The sequence below is a fragment of the Paenibacillus sp. JNUCC 35 genome, from assembly GCF_058269095.1.
Window position 1 is genome coordinate 4797976 of sequence record NZ_CM177771.1, and the last position, 22833, is coordinate 4820808.

General features: G+C 54.5%; 20 protein-coding genes. 6 read left to right on the top strand and 14 right to left on the bottom strand.

Annotated features, from left to right (window positions below; genetic code table 11):
• Positions 1-34 precede the first annotated feature (34 nt).
• From AC2TF6_RS21680 to hisC, 3 genes are all read right to left on the bottom strand, one after another.
• Positions 35-4219 carry a DNA polymerase III subunit alpha gene (locus tag AC2TF6_RS21680; protein ID WP_491308449.1) on the bottom strand — a complete coding sequence of 1395 codons (4185 nt, stop codon included), beginning with the start codon at positions 4217-4219 and terminating at the stop codon, positions 35-37.
• Positions 4220-4527: 308 nt separating this feature from the next.
• Positions 4528-5727 carry a pyridoxal phosphate-dependent aminotransferase gene (locus tag AC2TF6_RS21685; protein WP_491308450.1) on the bottom strand — a complete coding sequence of 400 codons (1200 nt, stop codon included), beginning with the start codon at positions 5725-5727 and terminating at the stop codon, positions 4528-4530.
• 47 nt (positions 5728-5774) lie between these two features.
• Positions 5775-6869 carry a histidinol-phosphate transaminase gene (gene hisC / locus AC2TF6_RS21690; protein ID WP_491308451.1) on the bottom strand — a complete coding sequence of 365 codons (1095 nt, stop codon included), beginning with the start codon at positions 6867-6869 and terminating at the stop codon, positions 5775-5777.
• A 228-nt stretch (positions 6870-7097) separates the two neighbouring features.
• Between hisC and AC2TF6_RS21695 the strand changes: the two genes are divergently transcribed.
• Positions 7098-7430, top strand: a complete 333-nt coding sequence (locus AC2TF6_RS21695; protein ID WP_009674587.1) for a YtrH family sporulation protein — start codon at positions 7098-7100, stop codon at positions 7428-7430.
• Positions 7431-7432: 2 nt separating this feature from the next.
• Positions 7433-7978: a sporulation membrane protein YtrI gene (locus AC2TF6_RS21700; RefSeq protein ID WP_326052349.1), complete on the top strand. Its 546-nt coding sequence runs from the start codon at positions 7433-7435 to the stop codon at positions 7976-7978.
• Positions 7979-8021: 43 nt separating this feature from the next.
• On the opposite strand, the gene AC2TF6_RS21705 is transcribed toward AC2TF6_RS21700, so the two are convergent.
• The 3 genes from AC2TF6_RS21705 to AC2TF6_RS21715 are packed head-to-tail and all read right to left on the bottom strand — an operon-like array spanning position 8022 to position 11932.
• Positions 8022-8960 carry a polyprenyl synthetase family protein gene (locus tag AC2TF6_RS21705; RefSeq protein WP_491308452.1) on the bottom strand — a complete coding sequence of 313 codons (939 nt, stop codon included), beginning with the start codon at positions 8958-8960 and terminating at the stop codon, positions 8022-8024.
• Positions 8961-8984: 24 nt separating this feature from the next.
• The gene (locus AC2TF6_RS21710; RefSeq protein WP_009674584.1) at positions 8985-9608 is read right to left on the bottom strand and encodes a response regulator; all 624 of its coding nucleotides are present in this window, start codon (positions 9606-9608) and stop codon (positions 8985-8987) included.
• Complete coding sequence (locus AC2TF6_RS21715; protein ID WP_491308453.1) at positions 9605-11932, bottom strand: sensor histidine kinase; 2328 nt, start codon at positions 11930-11932, stop codon at positions 9605-9607. Before AC2TF6_RS21715 ends, AC2TF6_RS21710 begins: the two co-directional genes overlap by 4 nt.
• A gap of 81 nt (positions 11933-12013) precedes the next feature.
• Between AC2TF6_RS21715 and AC2TF6_RS21720 the strand changes: the two genes are divergently transcribed.
• The 3 genes from AC2TF6_RS21720 to AC2TF6_RS21730 all read left to right on the top strand — a co-directional run bounded on the left by AC2TF6_RS21720 (position 12014) and on the right by AC2TF6_RS21730 (position 13142).
• Positions 12014-12181, top strand: coding sequence for a hypothetical protein (locus tag AC2TF6_RS21720; RefSeq protein ID WP_326052339.1), 168 nt, complete (start codon positions 12014-12016; stop codon positions 12179-12181).
• A 353-nt stretch (positions 12182-12534) separates the two neighbouring features.
• Positions 12535-12678 (top strand): hypothetical protein, encoded by a 144-nt coding sequence (locus AC2TF6_RS21725; RefSeq protein WP_009674608.1) that lies wholly within the window; start codon positions 12535-12537, stop codon positions 12676-12678.
• Positions 12679-12845: 167 nt separating this feature from the next.
• Positions 12846-13142: a YtpI family protein gene (locus AC2TF6_RS21730; protein WP_009674559.1), complete on the top strand. Its 297-nt coding sequence runs from the start codon at positions 12846-12848 to the stop codon at positions 13140-13142.
• Here AC2TF6_RS21730 and AC2TF6_RS21735 read toward each other — a convergent pair whose 3' ends face one another.
• The 3 genes from AC2TF6_RS21735 to AC2TF6_RS21745 all read right to left on the bottom strand — a co-directional run bounded on the left by AC2TF6_RS21735 (position 13143) and on the right by AC2TF6_RS21745 (position 15249).
• Entirely contained in the window at positions 13143-14480 is a 1338-nt protein-coding gene (locus tag AC2TF6_RS21735; RefSeq protein WP_009674567.1) for a DRTGG domain-containing protein, read from the bottom strand.
• A 202-nt stretch (positions 14481-14682) separates the two neighbouring features.
• On the bottom strand, positions 14683-14958 hold the full coding sequence (locus AC2TF6_RS21740) for a hypothetical protein (RefSeq protein ID WP_218229266.1): 276 nt from the start codon (positions 14956-14958) through the stop codon (positions 14683-14685).
• 123 nt (positions 14959-15081) lie between these two features.
• Entirely contained in the window at positions 15082-15249 is a 168-nt protein-coding gene (locus AC2TF6_RS21745) for a hypothetical protein (RefSeq protein WP_009674593.1), read from the bottom strand.
• Positions 15250-15378: 129 nt separating this feature from the next.
• Between AC2TF6_RS21745 and AC2TF6_RS21750 the strand changes: the two genes are divergently transcribed.
• Complete coding sequence (locus AC2TF6_RS21750) at positions 15379-17301, top strand: ABC transporter substrate-binding protein (protein ID WP_491308454.1); 1923 nt, start codon at positions 15379-15381, stop codon at positions 17299-17301.
• A 265-nt stretch (positions 17302-17566) separates the two neighbouring features.
• Here AC2TF6_RS21750 and AC2TF6_RS21755 read toward each other — a convergent pair whose 3' ends face one another.
• From AC2TF6_RS21755 to AC2TF6_RS21775, 5 genes are all read right to left on the bottom strand, one after another.
• Positions 17567-18562: an acrylyl-CoA reductase family protein gene (locus tag AC2TF6_RS21755; RefSeq protein ID WP_491308455.1), complete on the bottom strand. Its 996-nt coding sequence runs from the start codon at positions 18560-18562 to the stop codon at positions 17567-17569.
• Positions 18563-18672: 110 nt separating this feature from the next.
• Complete coding sequence (locus AC2TF6_RS21760) at positions 18673-19509, bottom strand: PRD domain-containing protein (RefSeq protein ID WP_009674595.1); 837 nt, start codon at positions 19507-19509, stop codon at positions 18673-18675.
• 16 nt (positions 19510-19525) lie between these two features.
• A complete protein-coding gene (locus tag AC2TF6_RS21765) occupies positions 19526-20959 on the bottom strand; it encodes a PTS transporter subunit EIIC (RefSeq protein ID WP_491308456.1) in 1434 nt (477 codons plus the stop codon).
• 43 nt (positions 20960-21002) lie between these two features.
• Complete coding sequence (locus tag AC2TF6_RS21770; RefSeq protein WP_009674591.1) at positions 21003-21848, bottom strand: carbohydrate ABC transporter permease; 846 nt, start codon at positions 21846-21848, stop codon at positions 21003-21005.
• A gap of 13 nt (positions 21849-21861) precedes the next feature.
• Positions 21862-22815 (bottom strand): carbohydrate ABC transporter permease, encoded by a 954-nt coding sequence (locus tag AC2TF6_RS21775; protein ID WP_491308457.1) that lies wholly within the window; start codon positions 22813-22815, stop codon positions 21862-21864.
• Between the last annotated feature and the right edge of the window lie 18 nt (positions 22816-22833).

A 22833-nucleotide genomic window follows, 5' to 3' on the forward strand; every position in this document is an offset into this window, starting at 1 on the left:
GCGATTTTACAAATGTATGCCGGAAAAAGGAGGATTATTTCACCTTTACACAATCTTTGCCCATCAGCTGTTCGATCGAACGGAACAGCTCCGGAGAAGGCTTGACGCGGTACTGGCCGCTCAAAGCCAGCAGCCGCTGGGTGCGCTCATAGAACAGCGCGACCTCCAGCGGACCCGCGTGAAGCTGCAGCAGCTCCTGCAGCTTCACGAGGTTGTGCGGCTCCTCCAGGTGAGCCGCGATCTTGACGTACACCCGCTGCCGGGACGCCCCAGCGGGTGTGCCCTGCGCGGCGGGGCGCCGTGGCTCATCCGCAGACTTGGCGGCGGATGAGCGCTGCGGGGCCGCACTGCCGCGGTCTGCGGCGCGTCCGGACGAGCCCCCGTGGGCGGTGGCTTCGCCGCCCGGGCGCGGGCCGCCGTCTTGCCCGCCGGGGGCTTCGCCGGCTGCAGGGCCGGGCTCTCCGGCGCCATAGCCAGCGGCTCCGCGGCGCGTCTCGCGCACCACGCTGGAGCCGTGCGCAGAGCCTGCGGCACGGCCGGGCGCCTGTGCGCGCCCGGAGGCCGCGTCCGCCCGGCTGCTGCCTCCGGCAGGCCGTGCGCTGCCGCTTACGCCCGCTTGGGCGCCAGCTTCGCCGCCCGGGCGCGTGCCGGCGCCCGGGCTCACGTTCGCGCCGCTGCCTGCTCCCGGGCTTCCGCCCGGCTGCCCGCTGCGGGCGTTCCCGGCCGCAGAGCCGCGCTCTCCGGCGCGCCCTGCTTGCGGCGGAGCCCCGGCTCCCCGCGGCGCACTGCCGCCGGAGGCGGACTGGCCGCCCGGACGCAGCGGACGGCGCTGCCAGCGGCGGACGGACGGATCGTCCGGCGCGGCCACTGCCTCCGCCAGCAGCTTCGGCGGGTCTTCGTCCTGCAGCTGAAGCTTCGCTTTGACAAGCACGACGCTGCCTTTCTGCACGAGCGGAGCATGTTTTTTCCACGCTTCGGGGAATAAAACCACTTCGACCCGCGCTATCCGGTCCTCCAGATCCATGAAGGCCATAGGCTGGCCTTTCTTCGTGACGATCGTTTTGCTGGAGACAACCATACCCGCCACGATAACTTCACTGTTATCGGCATAATCCTGTAAATAATGCAGCGGGTCCGCTTCCAGCTCCTGCAGCAGCTCTTGATGGTCATCGAGCGGGTGGCCGGATATATAGAGTCCCAGCAGTTCACGTTCATACTCCAGCTGCTGGGTGCGGGAAAGTCTGGCAACCTCCGGAATCTCCACTTCCCAGTTCGGTTCCTCAACGAAGCCGAATAAGTGAAGCTGCAGATCATCCCGCTCTTTCCGCCATTTCACCGCGGCCTCCACCGTATCGTCCAGCATGGCGACAAATTGGGCGCGGTGACCGGGAAAGCCGTCAAGCGCCCCTCCCTGGATGAGCGATTCGATCACGCGTTTGTTGCAGACGCGCAGATCCACTCTCCGGCAGAAATCGAGCAGGCTCTCGTAAGGCTTCTCACGCCGCTCCTTGAGGATCGCTTCGATGGCGTTCGTGCCGACGTTTTTGATCGCGGCCAGACCGAAGCGGATGGCACCCTTACCCTCAGGAGAAGCGCCTGCATCGTTCTTGGCGGAATCCCCGGTAACCCCATCTTCTCCCTTAGAATGACTGCTTCCGGCCGTAACGGCGGCCCCCTCGGGGCCCTTATCTCCGTTGTCCGTCCCTCCGTGCCCTTCGCCTGCGCTTTCTGCAGCCGGTAAAGATGCTTTAGGAGCGACAGGCGTAAAATTAACGCCGCTCTCATTCACATCCGGGGGCAGCACTTCAAGCTTCATCCGTCTGCATTCGTCGACGTACTCGGCCGTTTTCCGGTGATTCCCGACGACGGCCGTCAGCATGGAAGCCATAAAATGCCGCGGATAATGCGCCTTCAAGTACGCTGTCTGGAAAGCCAGTACGCCATAAGCGGTTGCATGCGCACGCGGGTACCCGTAATCCGCGAACCGCACGATCATGTCGTAGACGCCGTTCGCCTCTTCCTCCTTATAGCCTAACCCGACGCTGCCTTCCACGAAGTGTGCGCGCTGCTCATCCAACACTTCGCGCTTCTTCTTGGAAACGGCACGCCGGAGCAGATCCGCTTCGCCGAGCGAAAATCCCGCCATGACCGAAGCGATCTGCATGATCTGCTCCTGATAGACGATAATGCCGTACGTATCCTTAAGGATCGGCACCAGCGCTTCATGCGGAATCTGCGGCTCCTTCAGTCCGTGCTTGCATTCGATGTACCGGGGGATAAACTCCATCGGACCCGGACGATACAAGGCGTTAACGGAAATGATATCTTCAAATCCCGACGGCTTCAAATCCCGAAGCACCTTGCGTATTCCCGGAGACTCCAGTTGGAAAATACCGGTTGTCTCTCCTTTCCCGAGAAGCTCGTACGTCAGAGGGTCGTTATCCATGTCCAGCTTCGCCAAATCCAGTTTGATGCCTTCCTGCTCCTCAATGGATTTCAAGGTCCGTTCGATGATGGACAAGGTCCGCAGACCGAGAAAATCCACCTTCAGCAGACCGATGGCTTCCAGATGCTCCATCGAATATTGGGTCAGCGGTGTTTGGCCGGTTCCCTCCTGCAAGGGAACATAATGGGTCAACGGTTCGCGCGAAATGACAACTCCCGCGGCATGTGTCGAAGCATGACGGGGCATACCCTCGACACGTTTCGCCATATTCAGCAGTTCTGCGGTTTTAGGCTGTTTCGCGGCCAGCTCCTTCAAATCCGGATTTACCTTCAGGGCCGCTTCCAGCGTCATGCCGAGCTGCCCCGGAATCATTTTCGCGGCACGGTCCACTTCGTTGTACGGAACGTTCAGCACCCGGCCCACATCGCGTACGGCGGCCTTGGCGGCCATCGTCCCGAACGTGATGATCTGAGCGACGTGTTCCTGCCCGTACTTCGCCACGACATAATCGATAACTTCGTCCCGCCGCTCGTCGTTAAAATCGATATCGATATCCGGCATCGTGATCCGCTCCTGGTTCAGAAAACGCTCAAAGAGCAGCTTATACCGAATAGGGTCCACATCGGTAATCCGGAGCACGTACGCAACGAGACTTCCTGCCGAAGACCCCCTTCCGGGTCCCGTCATAATACCGTGCTCGTGCGAGAAGCGGATAAAATCCCAGACGATGAGAAAATAATCCGAGAAGCCCATGCTCTCGATAACGCCAAGCTCGTATGAAATCCTCGTCTCCAGCGTCTGCCGGTATTCCCCCTGCAGGTCATTCCAGCCCGGCTGGTTCTCATAGCGCCGGGCAAGACCTTCCGTGCACAGCTCCCTGAGGTATTCTCCCGCGTCGAACCCCTCGGGGATCGGTTTGAATTTCGGCAAAATGGACTGGTCGAAATTCAAAGCCAGTTCGCACTTCTCCGCCACAAGCAGCGTGTTGTCAAGCGCCTCGGGTACATGTGCGAACAGTTTGCGCATGTCGTCTTCGCTTTTCAGGTAAAGCTGACTCGTCTCGAACTTGAGGCGCTGGGGATCGTCCACCGTCTTGCCGGTTCCGATACACAGAAGCACATCCTGCACCACATGGTCCTGTTCCCTGACGTAATGCACGTCGTTGGTAGCGACAAGCGGGATGCCCGTCTCCCGGCTCAGCTCGATCATGCCTTGCATGACTTTTTTCTGCTCGATGGAACCGTGATCCTGAATTTCAAGGTAAAAGTCCTCGCCGAAAATAGAACGATACCGCTCGGCGGCCGCTTTCGCCTGTTCCTTGCGGTCGTGGAGCAGATGCTGGGACACCTCTCCCCCCAGGCATGCGCTCAGACAAACAAGCCCTTCCGAATAACGGGCGAGGTGGTCGTGATCAATACGCGGTTTATAGTGGAATCCTTCCAGATGACCGACCGAGCACAGCTTCATCAGGTTCTGATAGCCCTGCATATTTTTGGCCAGCAGAATGAGATGGTAGATCGGCTGCTCCTGCCGCGTTCCCTTGGTGCGGATCGTCCCTTCCGTAAAATAAGCTTCGCAGCCCAGAATAGGCTTGATGCCCTTGGCCCGGCACGCCTTATAAAACGGCACTGCCCCATACATGACACCATGATCCGTCAGCGCAAGTGACTTCATGCCCAGCTGCGAGGCGGTTTCCACGAGGTCCTGAATGCGGGCGGCCCCGTCAAGCAGGCTGTATTCACTGTGAACATGCAGATGTATAAACGAATTCATGGCCATTACTCCTCCGAAACTTCCTTTCTTCTATTCTATCACAATTTTCAAAAAGGCGAAAATGCGTTCGCCCCGGAAAAATCTCACCTCCGGCCCGTTTTTATCTTAAAAAAACCGCCTGCACCCGTAGGGACACAGACGGTTATTTATTGTTTTTGCTGCCATGCAGCAGCAGGAGCTTCTCTTTGTTTGGGGGTCGATCGCGCGGCATTCCGTGCCGGAATGCGCACCCGGAGGCCGAGCACGCTGGAAACGGCTAGCAGCCTGCCTCTCCCGCTTTCTCCGTACTCCTCTCTCTCGCCGCTTGATTACCGGTAAGAATCCAGAAGCGACTTAAATACTTTGCCGGAGCGCTCGATCTGCTTGATGGGCACGCTGTAGGACAAACGGAAATGCCCTCCCCGCCCGAAGCCGCTTCCCGGCACGATCAGAAGACGATGCTCCTGCACCGCTTTCAGGCAGAACTCGACGTCGTCTGCAATCGGTGTCTTCGGGAAGATGAAGAAGCCTCCCTGCGGCACGGTGAATTCATACCCGGCCTCCTGCAGCACGCCGACCATAAGATCGCGCCGCTTGCGGTATTCCTGCTGCTCGACGGCGAGCGTATCCATACGCGTAATGACACGCTGCATCATAACCGGCGCGTTGACAAATCCGAGCGTGCGGTTGCTGAAAACGAACGCCTGGGCGAGCAGCTGCGCATCGTCTGCCGAAGCGTCGACCGCGACATAGCCGAGACGCTCCCCGGCGATTCCAAGGTCTTTACTGAACGAGCTGACGAGGATCGTACGCCGGTATGCGGCAAACGGATTCGGCGGAACCGCGTCGTAGACCAGTTGGCTGTACGGATCGTCGTACACCATGTAGATCAGGCCGCCGTGTTTTTTCTCGCCTTCGGCAAGCACTTTTCCCAGTTCGTTCAAATTGTCCTGCGTAAGAAGCGTACCGGTCGGATTGCCCGGTGTGTTGATAATGATCGCGCGGGTTCTCTCCGTAATCGCCCGGGCGACACGTTCCGTATCGACGCTGAAATCGTCGGCGAGGGGAACATGAACCGCGACGCCGCCGTGATTGTCGGCATAGTAGTCGTATTCCACGAAGTAAGGCGTCAGCAGAATCACTTCATCGCCCGGATTCAGGATGCTTTTCAGGACTACGTTCAGCCCTCCGCCCGCTCCGACCGTCATGACGATATGTTCGGGCTTGACGCTGCCCCCGTACCGGCCGTTGAGATAGTCCGCCACTTTCTGTCTTGCCGAAGGCAGCCCCTGGTTCGGAATGTACTGGTGCTTGCCCAGTTCGCCGCTGTTTACCGTATCGGCCAGTGCTTTCAGGAAAGCCTCGGGCGGCTCGACTACCGGATTTCCAAGCGAGAAATCATACACTTCGTCGGCTCCGTAAATGTCGATCAGCCGCTTCCCTTCGTCGAAGAGCTTGCGGATCCAGGAGCCTTTTTCAAGCTGGCCTGCGAGTTTTTCAGAAATTGCGCCTTTCGCTGGAGATGTCATAGCGTTGCTCCTTTAATACATTTTATTTTTGTAAACGAAAAGAAGATTCAAGCTCCCGATGAAACCGTTTCATCCTCCGGCCTGTTAAGCAGGTCTTCAAGGAGTGTCAGCAGCTTAAGGTTTTCCTCTTCCGTGCCTATGCTGATTCGGATTTTGTCCTCAAGCAGCGGGGAATCGAAATGCCGGATGTACACGTGCCGCTCCGCGAGCCACTCCGTAATCCTTCGTGCGGATAAACCCGATCCGGCCGGAGGCGTGCACAGCAGAAAATTCGTCTCCGAATCGGGAACGGCAAACCCGAGGCTGCGAAGACTGCCGCCTAAGCTGCTCCTGGACGCGCGGATACGGCCGACGGTTTCGCCGAAATAGGACCGGTCCCTCAGCGCGGCGGCCGCGATTGTTTGCGTGAGCATGCTCACATTGTAGGAATCTTTGCATTTGTCGAGCGCCTCGATCAGAGCCTCGTCCGCAAACGCATAGCCGAAGCGAATTCCGCAAAGCGAATACGATTTAGATAACGTGCGCAGAATCAGCAGGTTCGGACAGCGGCCGATCAGCCTCAAGGCGCTCGCTTCTCCATCGGCAAAATCGATATAGGCTTCATCGACGATCAGAAGCCCTTTGTAACGGCCGGCAAGCTCTTCGATCGCATCCACGGACACCAGCAATCCCGTAGGGGCATTGGGATTTACGAGAATGACGGCCTGGGAAGGCACGGCGAGCAGAGCTTCCGTATCGATGCTGAAATCTTCCCGGGTCGGTACGAATTCACAGTGCACCCGGTGGATGTCCGCCGCGGTCCGGTAAAGCGAATAAGTCGGATACGGCAGGGCGATGGTGCTTCCCTCCTCCAGAAACGCTTTGAACAGGAGGGAAATGATCTCATCGGAACCGTTGCCGCAGAACACCTGATTTCGGTTCACACCGTAGATGTCCGCCAGCACTTCCCTTACGGGCTCGGCCGTCGCATTGGGATAGCGCCTCAGCAGAGCGTAATCGAAACCTGCCAGCGCCTTTCTCACATCGGGTGAGGGCGGATAAGGATTTTCGTTGGAATTGAGCTTGATGACCTGCTGCTCCGCTTCCGGCTGAAAGCCGGGTATGTAGGGAGCCATGCTGCGAATGTGGGCTTTGGCGTACAAGAAACCTGCCTCCTTTGCTCCTCTTGATCTCCGGTGAAATTTCTTTTTAATCAGTATAACGCAATTTTCCGGAGATTCTAGCAAAAAAATAGAGACCGGACCCGTTCTGCAAGAATCGCGGGCTTTGTCTCTTTTCTCTATCATAAACGCTCACGGAACTTCATAGACTTTACCAAAGGGACCCTATTAAAACCGCACAGAAGTCCAAAAAAGAAAGAAGGGAATCAGGTGACGGGCTTTGTCACTTCCGCGATACTCAATTTCTTCGTAGCTTTCGGCGTCGTTATGGGAGGCAGCATGCTGGCGGGTATCGGCTCGGTTCTGTCGCTCCAGCCCCCAACCTATAAGATGCTGCTTATCGCCGAGAACATTAAAATTTGGGCGATGGTCGCCGCAATCGGGGGCACGATCGACCCCATCCGGATGATCCAGGACAACTTTCAGGACGGGCAGCTTTCTCCCGCTTTCAAGCAAATTCTGCTGATCATCAGCGCCTATATCGGGGCGCACATGGGCACATCGCTCATCCAGCTGATCTGCAAGGGGGGCGGGCAGTCTTGAAAATGCCCAGTTTCGACCGTTATCCCCGCTTCCTTGCGGGTATCGGGCTTTTTTTGGCGGGAGGGATTGTGGGCAGCGCCGTGTTTCTAAGCTTGTATCATCATACCTACAACGTGCTCGTGATCGAGAACTGGAACCTGAAAAAAGAAAACAACGGGCTTCAACTGGATATCGAAACGCTGAACAAATTCAAGAACAAACAAGGACTGATCACGCGCGTGACCGTCCATTTGTACAATGATATTCAGCATCCGCTGGAAAGCCATGTTCAGAAAGCGCTGGAGGACCGGGTCAAAAGGGATCTGAAAATCGTCGAAGGACAGAAGCTGGGGGAAATCCGGGATTCGCCCCAATTGTACGAACGCCTCATCGCGAGCAAAACGTATTACGGCGTAATCGATAAAGACTACATCGTCAATGTCAAAGCGATGGCGCTCGTACAATCGGAGCTGACCGTGTGGATTACGGCGGACGAGCCGAAGAAGCAGGCTCTTCCCGACAAAGGAACGATCGTGCCGGATCATGACGCCTTTAACGGCTCTTACTAGCCCTTCCTATTTAAAATAGGTAGGAAAAGGCTGAAACCGGGCGTTACAGCTCGAAACGGGCCAGTGCGATCTCCCGGAAAGCCTCTTTATTCGCGGAAGCGGCCGGAATTTCGGCAAACAGCTCGTCCGCATGGTGCAGATACAAGTTCTGAATCGTGCGCGTGTATTCGATACAGCCGGAGTCCACGACATACTGGACGCACTGCGGCTTATGTTTTAAAAATTGGGGCTGGTCGATTTCACCGTTGTAATACTGCTGGATGACCGGGAATTCCGTATCTTCCTCGTCCAGAAGAAACAGGACCGGGATGGTTTTCTTTTTCTGAACGAGATCGTTCTTGTAATCGAAACGGAGCAGATCGCTCAAATCGTTGTCGAGCTGAGCCATCAGTCCCATATAGACGGCCAGACGGTTCAGCTTGCCGACGGTATCTTCATCGGCGTTCGCATCCGTGCAGGCATAGCCCATGTACAAAGCCAGCTGAACCAGCGTACCGGATTTGCGCTGAACCATTCCCACGTAGTCTTCTTCCGTCTGCACGGCATTCGTCACATCCAGATGCTGGCCGTTAATCGCCTCCGTAATGAATTCGCATACTTTGGCGGGATCGGGCAGAGGGGCGGCCGGGTATTGGCGGCGGAGGGCTCCCAATTCGGAGACGGACGCCGTCACGAGTCCCGTGTATACGTTCAGCGCTTGCTCCTGGGGCACGGTCATCCACGGCTTCTCCGTATTGTCCTGATCCTGGATGTCGTCCATGATATCCAGCGCAAGCAGCATAAGCTCGGTCAATGCGGCGGCCCGGTGAATGGCCGGGTTGCTTCCGCCCAGCAGATCGTGAACACTCCAGGTGAGCTCTCCCCAGATGGAGTGCTCTTCTTTCTTGTCCGCCACGCTTTTTAACAGCAGTTCTTTCAAGGAAGGTACGGTAAAATAAGTTTCAATGAGATTCTGAATATCGCTCCAAACTTCAGCCTTCATGCTGCACCGCCTTTTCGGGATTGGTCAACGCTTGATTTGTAAAAACTTCTCGATAGCCTGAGCCCGGGATTTCACCCCGAACTTGTCGTAGATCTTGCGCACGTAGTTGTCCACCGATCGCTTGCTCATATGAATCTCATCGGCAATCTGCTCATTGGTGGCGCCTTTGACGATCTGGTTCATGATGTTGATTTCCTCGTCGGTCAAGCTCGACAAATCATCGTCCGGGTGGCTGAGCCTCATCTGATGCAGGAGGGAGATCGGAATGACGGACTGGCCTTCCTTCAAGGCCCGCATCATGTTGCGGATCTGATCTTCGCTCGAGTCTTTGGACATGATGCCGCAAACGCCGAGCTCCAGAAGGTTGTTCAGAATCGGCATATAATCAATGCCCGTGAAAATCACGATCTGAACGTCCTTATTCAATTCCTTCATCTTGACGGCGACTTCCATGCCCGTTAAATCCGGAAGGTGAAAATCGAGAAAAATGATGGAAGGATTCAACTGCACCATCATTTCGACGCCCATTTCCCCCGTCGTCGCGACGCCGACCACTTGAATATTCTCCTCCTGCTCCAGAATAAACTTCGTGCCGTAAGCCATGGCGGGGTGGTCATCAACTATTAGGATATGTTGTATTTTATTCATGTCGGTATGCCTTCCTTTATAGGGATCTGAATTCTGACTTCAACGCCTTTACCCGTCATGGACTCCATTGTGAACTGCCCGTTTAAATGCAGGACCCGGCCTTTCATCTGCTCCAGGCCCATACCGGAACGGCCGACTGTCTTGCCTGACGACGAATTCGGTCTAAACCCGATACCGTCGTCCTCATAGTGAATGCTAACCTCGCTTCCGCTTGCGACAAGCCGGATGAAAAGCCTGCTGGCCTGCGAATGTTTCTTCGCATTTGTAATCAATTCCTGAATGACTCGGAAAATATGACGTTTCGCCTCATAATCGAGATTCTCCATCGCCGTCGTCTTTCCTTCCGTCACGAACTGAATTTCGTAATCGCCGAGACTCGATTCGGTATCCACGAGGTTCTGCAGGGCCCGGACAAGCCCGATATTTTTAAGCAGATAAGGATTCAGTTCGAAGCAGCACTGCCGCAAATTCATATTGATCAGTTCCAGGTGGTTCAAAATATCTTTAAGCTGCCGGTGGTCATCGGGATTAAGCAGCTGCTTCTGAAGATTTTTCAATTTCCGTTGAACGAAGAAAATATCCTGCATAGTCGTATCGTGCAAATCGGTCGCGATCCGCGTCCGTTCTTTTTCCTGCAGATCGAACATGGTCTTGCGGAACCAGACGTATTCTTCGCTGCCTTCCTGGTTGGGAAGCTCGGAGGCCAGCTCCAACAGCTTCATGTTCAGCTTGCGGATCAGATACAGGTTCTCCAGGCTGACGGACAAATACGAAATAATGAGACTCAGCCACTGGGTTTCTTCCCGGTTCATAAACGTATTGCTTTTCTTTTTGGCCATGACCAGGTAGCTTACGTATTCCTCGTGCCCTTTGATCAGCGTTCGCGTATATTCGGAGTCGAACCAGTCGCCGGTAAGGAACCGCCTTTTCACATCCTGTTCGTCGATATTTCCTTCGCTGATGATTTCCAGGGTTCCGGAAGCATACTGGATTACGATGGCCCCGCCGTATACTTGTAAAATATCCACGATATCCACCAGCACGATATCCCTGAGCTCGCGGAAATTCGTAATGCTGCCGAGGGCGCCGGCGATTTTTTTGAGCGCCTGCTGGAGGTAATATTTCCTGGGAAACATAATCTTCTCCAGCCGGGTCGCGAAATACTCCAGGGAGTAGGTGACGAACGTCAGCACAACCATTGTGGTCGTAAAACTGATCACCATGTGTTTCAGCGTCGCGTCTTTCTGGAAAATAAAATAATTGACGGCTACGAGCACGGCGCTCGGCAGAACGGAGATCACAGCCGTGTAGAAAACCCGCCGCAAAATAATGTCCAGGTCGTAAAGCTGCTTGGACATAATGAGATAACCGAAGGTGACGGGGAAGAAGAGAATGAACCAGCCGCTGTAATAGGAGAATGCCAGTTCCGTCTGGAACAGAATCCTCGGGATAAAGTTCAGGAACGCCAGCGGACAGAAAGACAGGCCCAAGCAAAATATAATCGTTTTAATAATGGTAAATAAATAATCGTTCGATTTTCTGTATTTCTTGTATAAATGGACCAGCAAATAAATATTCATAATAAAGCCGGCTATGAAGAAACTCATCGTGCCGTAATAAATGATTTTGTAGAACTTGAAGTTCGCCTCCGGGAAAAACATGCTGAGTTGCAGCAGCGAAGAGAACCCGATGGCGGCGTACACGTATTTCATGTAGCGCGTCGAGAAAGTGAAATTGGATCGTTCCTGGAAAAACATAATCAGAAACTGCAGGAACAGAAAGGGCAGGCACGCTACCAGACTTGTCGTCATTCCCTTAGCGAGAATATCGGTTCGAGTCGATGCGCCGAGACACATGAAGATAAGCCCGATATTCAGAAAGACGGCGGAGAGCATAAGAGCCGACCGGGATTTGGAAAGCCGGCTGTAAATCAGAAACGCGAAAACAAAAGCAATGATCTCGCCCAGCAGGGATAAAATATCGACCGTCATGGACGTGGCGTGGTCTCTCGTCGTAAAGGTCAGTTCCTTGTCTCCGCGAAGCACGGTAATGACGTCCGCCTGCTCGATACTGTAATATTTTTTGACCGTCAGATGCTCTTCCGGCCTTTTCCCGTCTACGCTGACGATCTTGTCATCCGGCTTGAATCCGATTTTGGAGCCGATGCTGACCCGCTCCAGTTGGGTGATTACCCATTCCTGCTTCGGGTTCTGATCGACGATAATACCCAGATACGGATACCGGTAAGCTACCCTTAAGCACCAGAACTGAAGGAAGATGATGCCTATAAAAAACAATATCATCCATTTTTTTTTGGAATTCATAAAATCCACCTTTTCGAGTGCAAGTTTTTAAGGTAATATAGGAAATAAGTTTTATATTAATTTCAAAGTGAGGTGTCTGTCATGCAAACGGCAGTACTATGGTCCCGTGAACTGAAGCAAGCTGTTAAAGAAGCTGTAAGTTCCAAAGCGGCTCCCGTATCCTCCGCATCTTTGTCCAAACTCGAAGTAGAATCACTGCAAAAAGCGGTTTCCAGCGAGAAACCGGAAGTTAGATATATGATGTGGTAAACCTATCCACATCATAGCAAAAAACAAAAAGATTGCATATCAGCCCACTGCTGATATGCAATCTTTTTTTATGGTTCATCTGCACTAGACTGCACATCTGCGCAAGCCCGTTTGCGCACTTGTTCACGGGAAAGCATAGGACTGTCATATCAGAATTTATTTTAAGACGTAAGTTCCTATAAATGTCTTTAAATCAGACGTTATTTTCTTCCATTATTATCCTTCTTTTTTGCGCATCAGTGAAAATTATTTTGCATCCTTGCGAAACAAAATTGCGCTGATTATGTAAGGTTTTAAAGATAATATAAAAGTATACATTTTTATCCATAGACCAGAACTTAGGAGTGTTATTTATGACCCAGTACCAATTCGATAACTTTTTTGAAGATCTTCTCAAAGATACGCTGATCGAAAAGTTCGAAACTGTGGAAGTACCACGGCTGCAGCTGGAATCCTCCTGGGAGAAACTGCAGCAGAAATTAGAGATAAGCAACTAACCCGTGTTGTGTCTCCTTTAATAATCAGGACATGTATTCGACAGAAAGAATTGAATCCCTTCTTTACTCATGACAGCCGGTTGCCCTTGGAGGCCCCGGCTTCGTTGCTTTTTCCAGGAAAAATCGGTACAGTTAAGGCAAAACAATCTGTAGGGGGCTTTCCGTACATGTTAGAAACGGTTCAAATCGTACTGTCTACGCTTATTTTTATTACCCTGCTCTTCTCGGTCGTCTTCAGCTTCCGCTCCCGCCGGAAAACCGATCCAAAGCAAAGAGGCACCAACGCCGCGCTGATGAATATCAGTATGGGGCTGATGCTTATTCTTATTGCCGTGACGCAGCTTTTCTTCCTCTCGGACACGCCGGTGCGCCGAATATTCGGGACGATCTGCCTGCTGCTCGGACTGTTTAACCTGTTTGCGGGAATCCGCAATTATTCGTACTTCTCCCGCATGTCCCGCTGATCAGACGCCGTCGATAAACTGGGCCGTCAGCATCGCCCGGCACACCAAAGTGCCTGCATGGTAGATCTGCACATCGATTTTGCCGAATTTACGGCTCACTTCCAGAATGTTGGGCCGGATCTGGATCTCGCTTTCGATCTGCACCGGTTTGATAAAGTACGTCGACATGTTATCCATCACGAGGTCCCCCTTCTTGACGGTCTGCACGACGCGGTACGCCGCTTCCGTCATGAGAGTGGTCAGGACCCCTTCCGATACCGTCCCCAGGTGATTCGTCATCTGGGGCGTTATCGTTCCGCGGAACACCACGTTCCCTTGTTCGTCCCGGAATTCCTCGAACCTTCCCCAGATGAGATCCTCGAACGTTTCCCCGTTCTGCGGCTGCTTCTGGATATACTGCATCGCCTTTAGCACGTCATTGCGGTTGATCACGCCGAGCATTTTGCGGTTGCCGTCCACGACCGGCAGCAGCTCGATCCCTTCCCACACCATCATATGGGCGGCGGAAGCGACGGAGGTCTGCGGGCTGACCGTCAGAGGATTCCTCGTCATCAGGCGGTCGACGGTCTGGCCGGCATCGGCGCCCAGCATATCTTTCGGGGCCACAAGCCCGATAACGCGGTTCCACTCGTCCGTGACGGGAAACCGGCTGTGCCCCGTCTCTTCGACCAGTGCGCGCCATTCCTTGACCGAGCTGTTCGCTTTCAAAGCGAAAACATGCGGATTCGTCGTCAAAATATCCTCGACGAGAAGAATTTTTTTCTTGATCAGCCGGTCGTAAATGGCCCGGTTAATCATCGAAGCCACGGTGAAGGAATCGTAGCTGCTCGATATGATGGGAAGCTCCAGCTTATCCGCCAGCTTCGTCATCTCGGGGCTGGTGTGAAAGCCGCCCGTGATCAGTACGCCGGAACCCTGCTCCAGAGCCAGCCTGTGCACTTCCTCCCGGTTGCCCACGATAAGGAGCGAGCCCGCCTCCACATACCGCATCATCGCATCGAGTTCCATGGCCCCGATCACGAATTTGTGCAGCGTCTTCTCCAGACCGTTCATGCCGCCGAGCACTTCGCCGTCCACGATGTTCACGACTTCCTCGAAGGTCAGCTTATCGATATTGCGGCGTTCCCGCTTGCCGACCCTGACCGTGCCGACCCTTTCCTTCGTGGAAACGAGGCCCTGATTCTCCGCTTCTTTGATGGCGCGGTAAGCGGTGCCTTCGCTCACTTCGAGCTGGTCCGCAATTTTGCGGACGCTGATCTTGCTTCCGATCTTCAGGCTCTCGATATGGCGGAGAATCTGTTCGTGCTTCGTTAACGATTCTGTTCCCGTTTCATCCAACTGTACTACCCCCGTCCGATTCGCTGTATTAGTCTGTTAAGTTTATTATAGACGAAGAAAAACCAAACGAAAAGCGCGGAAAGCGCCGTCCGTCTGGTTTTTCTTCGCTGCCTGTAATCTCCGCGTGTCCACGGGACCTACGATGTCTGCGGTGTCTGCGGTATTCGCGGTACCCCGGCACTCGCCGGGCCCCCCGGATACTTTACTTGCGCAGGCCCAGCATTTTCTTGCCCTGCAGCCGCTGCTCCATCCGCCAGCGCTTCATCCGCTTGACGCGGACGATCTCCTGCCGGGTCTCCTCATCGACACCGAGAAGCTCGTGCAGATGAGCCGCGATGATAAGCAGGGCGAAACAGATCCAAATCGCGCCGAACACCGTCGGCAGGGTAAAGCCTCCCCCAATATCAAGCTGCGGTACGGAGTACAGCAGCATACCAAGCGCGAGGCTCATAAAAATCACGTTTTTGAATCCTTTCACGGCTGTTCACGCTCCCCCTGAAGTGACGGCATCCCGCCCTCGAGCCTCTGCCCGCAGCAGCTTAAAGGACATGCCGCCCTGTACTACATCCTATGACAGGCTCAGGAGCTTTATGAGTACGTTTTATACGGCGGATTTAGCGGTTGTACTGGCGTTCTTCGTTCCGTCCTTGCTGCTCATAAGCTTCGAGCAGAGAAAACGTCCGAATTTGGTATAGTCCCGGAGTCTGCGATCCAGGTCCCGGTTGTGCTGTTCCATTTCTTTTTCCAGATAATATGGTTGAGGATACATGCGTCAAACCCCTTTCTTTGTGTGAAGCGGCCGGCTACCTTTGATTATAGATGGAATAAGAGGAACAAAAAGAGTATAATTACCTTTAATATTTTCCCCTTTTTTACAACTACAAGGAGACCGGACTTTATGCAGCTTTATGATTATTATCTGCAGCTGCGCGTCAGCCAGCCGCATGCGCGCGAAGGCGAGCCGGTTCCGATCACCTTGGACCTGCTGGCCGGCCACTGGTTCTGCACCGTACGGAATGTGAAACTGCTGCTTAAGAAAATGACCCAGCTGGACTGGATCCACTGGCAGCCGGGCTGCGGACGCGGCCGTTCTTCCCTGCTTACTTTCGTGATCCCGGCTCCGGAGCTCATCTCCCGGACCGCGATGGACCTGACCCGCAAAGGCGACTTCAAAGCCGCCGTCGAACTGATCCACACCTACGGACGCCACTACGCCCTTAAGGACAGTTTTCTGGACTGGATGTCCGGATATTTCGGCTTTACTACCGCCTCCTCCGGGGGAGCCGTCCTGGATACTCTGCGTCTGCCCTTGTTCCGGCACCCCGTTTCGCTCGATCCCGCCCACGCCATTTATGCCACGGACTGCCAACTTATCAGCCATGTGTTCTCGACGCTGCTCGAACTCGATCCCGCAACGGGAAATCTGCTCCCCCAGCTTGCCCATTATTGGGAATGCAGTGCGGACGGCACCGAGTGGACCTTTTATCTGCGCAAAAAAGTGTTCTTCCATCACGGCCGGGAAATGGATGCGGGGGATGTGAAATACTCGCTGGAACGGCTTGCCGATCCCGCCAGCGGCTCCAGTTGGTCCTGGTTTATCCAGGATGTAGTGTCTCTCACTCCCATAACCCCTTACATTCTTCGGATCGGGCTCAAACGGTCCAATCATCTGCTGCCTTTCTTCCTGACGTTTCCGGCGGCTTCTATCGTTCCGGAAGATATCGTCCGGGACAGTCCCTCCCTTTTCGGGCGCTCCCCTATAGGTACAGGACCTTTCCGGATGGAGTTTTATGACAAATATATTTGCCGGCTTCATGCCTTTGACGGCTATTACGGCGTACGGCCTCATCTGGATGTGATCGAGATGTGGATTTTACCCGAACAGCTTGCCGCCTATCGTCCGAAAGGGAAAGATAAGCTCATCGTCTCCCACGGAGATGTCCCGATGCCTGCGGAGGAGTATAAACATCAAGGTTTTCTTGCCAAAGAGGAGCATGTATTCGACGGAAGCACTGTGCTCACATTCAACGCCAGACGCGGTCCGTGCCGCAGCCGGCTCCTTCGTCAGGCTATCGACCTGCTAATCGACCGGCAAGCCATGGCGCGGGAGCTCGGAGATAACCGGGTCGGTCCTTCGTCCGGCATTATGCGGGATTTTCAGTTGAGGCAAGGTTCACGGCTTCCGGATGAACCGGATTTGAACGCCGGTTATGCGCGTGACAACGCGTCTTTGTCCGTGGACGAGCTGATCCGGGCATCGGGATACGCCGGTGAGACGCTGCGGCTCCTTGCATACGCCCAGCACGGTGAAGATGCCCGCTGGATAGCCGGAAAACTTACGGAAGCCGGCCTGAGCGTGAAAGTCGAAACGATGCCTATCGCCGCTTTTACAGACCGGGACTATGTCCATCAGGCAGACATGTGCATGTTCATGCCGGTCTCAGCTTCTCCGCTAGGTTTTCTCGGTTATCTCCTTCAGACGACCAACTATATCCACAGGCACATGAGCTCCGCCCTCCAAAGCCGCATACAAAACGCGGTGGGACAAATCCAGCGCGAGGCCTCCCTTGAACGGCAGGCTGCGGAGCTGCTGAAGATCGAGGACATGCTCCACGCGGAAACGGCTCTGCTTTATTTATTAAAAAAAACGTTCCGGGTCGCCGTTCACTCCTCGATCGGAGGCGTTCGCGTAGACCGCCAGGGATGGGTCGATTACCGTCATCTTTTCTTAAGGGAGAGAGCCGGCGAGGAAGGGCTTGACGAGGGAGATCGAACCGCTAACGAAAGCGGTCTCCGGGATTCCGCGGACGAACGGCCGTAAAAAAAGACGCTGAGCTCGGAAGGAGCGGCAGCGCCGGGTGGTGCATGTTATCCCAGAGGAGATATGTGCTTGTGGCATGGAGCCTCTAACGGCGCTGTACGGGAGCAGCCCCGGCGTGCAAGGAAGTTAATAGACCAAAAGGCAGTCAGCCGCGGAAATCCGCATCTGACTGCTTTTTAATGGGCTTCCGCTGTTTGGCGGAGCGTCTAGGTGCACAGCCCTGCAGACGATACCCGGCGAGCATCGCCGCATCGCCCCGTGTGCGCTACAGGCGCACCACGACGCGTCCGCGCATGCGGCCCGCCAGGATATCCTGCAGCGCCGCAGGCACTTCCTCCAGCGTGATTTCCCGCTGGATCATGTCCCCCAGGCTGCGCGGCTTGAGGTCGCCGGCAAGCCGCTCCCACAGCTTCCTGCGCAAACCTTCTGGGCAGTAGACAGAGTCTATGCCCAGAAGGTTCACGCCGCGCAGGATGAACGGGTACACGGTGGCGGGAAACGCCCCGCCTCCGGTGAGCCCGCTGAGGGCGACGGAGCCGCCGTACCGTACCGTGCCGAGCACGTACGGAAGCGACGCGCCGCCCACAGGATCTACCGCCGCGCTCCACTGCTCGCGGCGGAGCGGCTTGCCGTCTTCTGCCGCAAGCGCTTCGCGCGGCAGCACCTCGCTTGCTCCGAGCCCGCGCAGGTATGCGTGCTCGGAGCTTTTGCCCGTGCTGGCGGCTACCTCGTAGCCGAGACCCGCCAGCATGGAGACGGCGGTGCTGCCCACGCCGCCGGTAGCTCCCGTGACAAGCACGGGACCCTGGCCCGGGCGCAGGCCGTTGTCTTCCAGCCGCTGGATGGAGAGAGCGGCCGTGAAGCCCGCGGTGCCGAGCGCCATGACGTCCTTCGGCGTCAGGCCGTCCGGTACGGGCACCGCCCAGTCCGCCGGCACCCGGGCCAGCTCGCTGTAGCCGCCGAAATGCCCGGTCCCGAGCGCGTAGCCGGTGACGAGGATTTCGTCCCCTTCCTTATAGCGCGGATCGGCCGATGAGACGACGGTGCCGGACAAGTCGATGCCGAGCACCATCGGATAAGAACGGACGGTCTTGCTCTCCGGCGTGGAGGCAAGACCGTCCTTAAAGTTGACGCCGGAGTAGGCAACCTTCACCAGCAGCTCGCCTTCAGGGAGCTCCTCCACCGTCATTTCGCGTATACCGAGTGAAACGCCCTGCCCGGTCTTATCGACCTGCAAGGCACGGAATGTGGAATCTGCCATGATTCATCCCTCCTCATTCCGATCTTATCACGATTGCTGCCGTCGAGAAAATGCGGGGTGCCGCTTCCGACCGGAGCCCGCCACTTTCCCTACGGCAGCAGAGAAGCGGTTTAGTCCATCCCGGAGCGCTGCATCTGCCGTTCGAGGTGAAGAGCCAGAAAGCCGATCTCATCCATCGGAATCGGTTTTTGGAGATTCGCCTTGAGCAGTTCCGCCAAAAGGACCGCTTTTTGAAACGCCAGGGGATATTCCTCGCAGATTTTACCCAGCAGGGGATTCCGTATCGTTTTTTGTTCCATGATCCGGTCGATAAGGGCTTTTAAATGAGAAATAAAACGGACGGTCGAAAACGAATTGTCAAAATCCAGACCGAGCTCCTTGGCTCTCTCGATTACCTGGGCGACCAGTCTGACCACCGCAAGCGCCGTTCCTTTTTCCACCTTGGTCCGGGCGGTATGGAAATGCATCGCGAGAAAAGCGATTTCATCGTCCGGCAGCCTCACATCCAGATGCTGATTCAGAAAATCGATCGCCTTGCTGGCTATCCGATACTCTTCCTCGTACAAGTGCTTGATTTCGTAAGCGAACGGATTAAGGATATGAACCCCCCGCTTGCAGCGTTCCACGGCAAAGTTGATGTGATCGACCAGCGCGGCGTGGATCGTTTCGGAAAATTCCCCTTCCAGATGCCCCTGCGCGTAAGCGATCACTTCTTCCGTAATCCCGATGATTTTGACGTCGACGGCATGAAGAATGTGCTCGTAATGCTCCAGCACTTCCGAAGTGTGCAGCAGAAATTCCTGCGAAATATCGGCGTCCTGTATAATCATGCCCGGTTCTTTTTTAAATCCGATTCCTTTGCCGAACGCAATTGAATTTTTGCCGGTCGAAAGCTTCGTCATGACTACATTATGGGAAAGCACGTGAATGATTTTTCTTTGAATCATAAAGGTTCTCCTCCATCTATGCAGCTAAACGTTTGGCAATGGATTCCTTAATCAGTTCCGAGTCCGTCCCGAAAATAACGTGCACGTGTCCCTTTCCCATGTTCATAATTCCGAATGCACCCAGTTCCTTCAGTTTTTCTTCCTCCACTTCTTCAGCCTCTTTAAGCCACAGCCTCAGCCGGGTTATGCAGGAGTCCACTTTGATGATATTGCCGATGCCGCCCACGCTGTTCACGATAGCCGTAATCCGTTCTTCCTCCGGGGGCGGAGCCGAAGATACGATCGCCGCGGTCAAACCGGGAAAGTCTTCTTCCCTGCCCGGGGTTTTCAATTTAAAGGCTTTAATCAGAAACAGGAACAACCCGTAGTAGACGACAAAATAGACAACTCCTATGATCAGAAACGTAAAGGGAAATTCCTTTAATTTCCAATTCAACAATAAATCGATAAATCCTCCCGAGAAACTGAAACCGAGCTTAATATTAAACAGATGCATGAACAGCATCGCAAGACCGTTCAGAACCGCATGCACTCCGTACAGCAGCGGTGCCGCAAACATAAACGAAAATTCAAGCGGTTCCGTCACCCCGGTGAGCATCGAGGTAAGTGCGGCGCTGTAAAGCAGAGCGGCCGCTTTCTTCCGCTTCTCCGGCAGCGCGCATTTGATCATCGCCAAAGCGGCCGCGGGCAAGCCGAAAATCATCGTCGGGAAAAAGCCGCTCATGAACATGCCCGCGCTCGGATCGCCCGCGTTGTAGCGGGTCATATCGCCATGAACATAAGTTCCGGCATTTGTCATGAACTCGCCCACCTGAAACCACACGATACTGTTCAGAATATGGTGCAGACCCGTGACCAGGAGAAGCCGGTTCAGAAAGCCGTACATGAATACGCCGATTCCCCCCGCATCTACGATCCAGAGGCCCGCATCCCGGATCACATCCTGTACAGGAGGCCAGATCAGGCCCATAATCCCTCCCATCCCTGCCATAACGAGCGAGGTAATGATGGGCACAAAACGCCGGCCCCCGAAAAACATGAGATAATCCGGAAGCTTGATATTATGAAACCGGTTGAACAGCATCACGGTGATAAGCCCCGTCATCATCCCTCCGAGGACGCCCATATCCAGATGGGCTCCAGGCGTCGTCTGCTCTACGGGTACGCTTTCAAAAGTCGCAAGCGCTCTCACAAACACGACGTATCCTACCGTAGCCGCGAGCGCCGCCACTCCTTGGCCGGACGTCATGCCGATTGCGATGCCGATCGCAAACAGCAGTGGAAGGTTATCCACAATGGCATTGCCGCCGGTGCTGAATATTTTCGAGATGAAGATCAGAAACGGATCCTGGAAAGTAAAAGCGCCGAGCCGCTGCAAAATTGCGGCGGCCGGCAGGACGGCAATCGGTATCATGAGAGACCGGCCGATTTTTTGAAGCGTATGCAGCATGTTTGCTCACCTTTTTCATCTTGCGGAAAAAAGCGGCGGGCCGTTATTTAACCGCGCCCGCTGTAATTCCGCTGGCAATTTGACGCTGAAAAATGAGATAGAAAATCATGACCGGCACCATGGAAATGAGAAGCGCCGCAAACAGCGGACCCCATTCCGTCCGGTACTGCATCTCCCCCTGCATAACGGCAATGCCCACAGGAAGGGTGTATTTGGAAGGTTCACTGTTGAGTACGACGCCGAGAATGTATTCATTCCACGTGTTCAGCACGTTGATGATGCTGACGGAAATGAGTCCCGGTTTGGCGAGAGGCATCATAATGCGGAAGAAAATGCCGTAGTAAGAGGCGCCATCCATCATGGCCGCTTCCTCGATTTCGGACGGCAAAGTTTTGAAGAATCCGACCAGGACGAACACGCTGAACGGAATGGTAGAAACTGTGTATACGATGATAAGCCCAAGAAGGGAATTGGTCAATCCCATATCGCTCATCAGGAAGAAAAGGGGAATCATCCCCAGGAACATGGGAATCATCATCGAAGCGATATACACGTAATAGAGGACGCCGCTTCCCTTGAAGGCAAACCGGGCCAGAATGTACGCCGTCATTGCCGAAAGCACGAGACCCGCCAGGACACTGACTACCGTAACGATGATCGAATTCATAAAATAGCCGCCGAACTGGTATTTATCCCAAACGTAACTGAAGTTGGAGAACAACAGCGGAAATTGGGGAAGATTCCACGGTTTTCCCTGGAAAAACTGCTGGTTATCTTTCAGGGAGCCGAGAACGGTCCAGACGAGCGGGTAAAGCACCATGATCGCCCACACGATTAAAAGCAGGTTGACGACTATGCGCCAGAACGGGTTTTTCAGTCCATCACTCATGCATATAACCCCTCTACGAAATTTCTAACGGTTCTCTTTTCATAATGCGCTGCAAGGCAACCGTCGTGATTAGAGAAACAAAGAGCGTCAATACGCCGATAGCCGCCGCATAGCTCAGGTGATACTGCCTGAAGCCCTGCTGGTACAAGTAGGAGCCCAGTACTTGGGTCGCGTTATCAGGCCCGCCCTCGGTCATAATCGAGACGATGATAAAGGAGCCGTTCAGTGTCGTCATCACGATCCAGATCACGGACGTCTGAATCTGTTCCCACGTCAGCGGAAGCGTAATGTGCCAGAACTGCTGCCACTGGGTGGCGCCGTCAAGTCCTGCGGCTTCGTACAGAGAGTCCGGAATGCTTAAAATTCCCGCGATGAGGAGCAGTGTGCAGAAACCGACCCCGGCCCAGATCGAAGGCGGAAGCAGCGACCACATCGCCGTTGCCGCATCTCCCAGCCAAGGAAACACGAACGGCTCACCTTTTATTGTGCCGATCAGGGAGTTCAGAAAGCCCAGGTTCGGGTTATAAACGTAACGCCACAGTACGCCGACGACTACGACGGAGATTACGTTCGGAAGGAAGAAGATCGCCCGGTAAAACCCGGAGCCTTTGATTTTGAGACGGGTAAGCGAGACTGCAAAAAACAGGGCGAGCACCATAAAGCCAATCACTTTGCCCGCAACCAGGAAATAATCGTTAAGCAGGGCTTTCGGAATAATGGGATCTTTGAACATTTCTTTAAAATTGTCCAGCCCGATAAAATTGTAATCCATAGATCCGCCGGACCAGTCAAACAAACTGAGATAGATGCCTTTGAGCATCGGATAGACGGTGAATACGAGATAGAGCAGCAGGGTCGGAAGGATAAAGGACGCGATAAACAGATTGCGTCTTACCCTGGAGCGTCCGCCCTTCGGCTTTTTCGCCACGATGGCTCCAGCCGGATTAGTCACAGGTGTTCCTTTCATGCGAGAACCTCCGCTTTC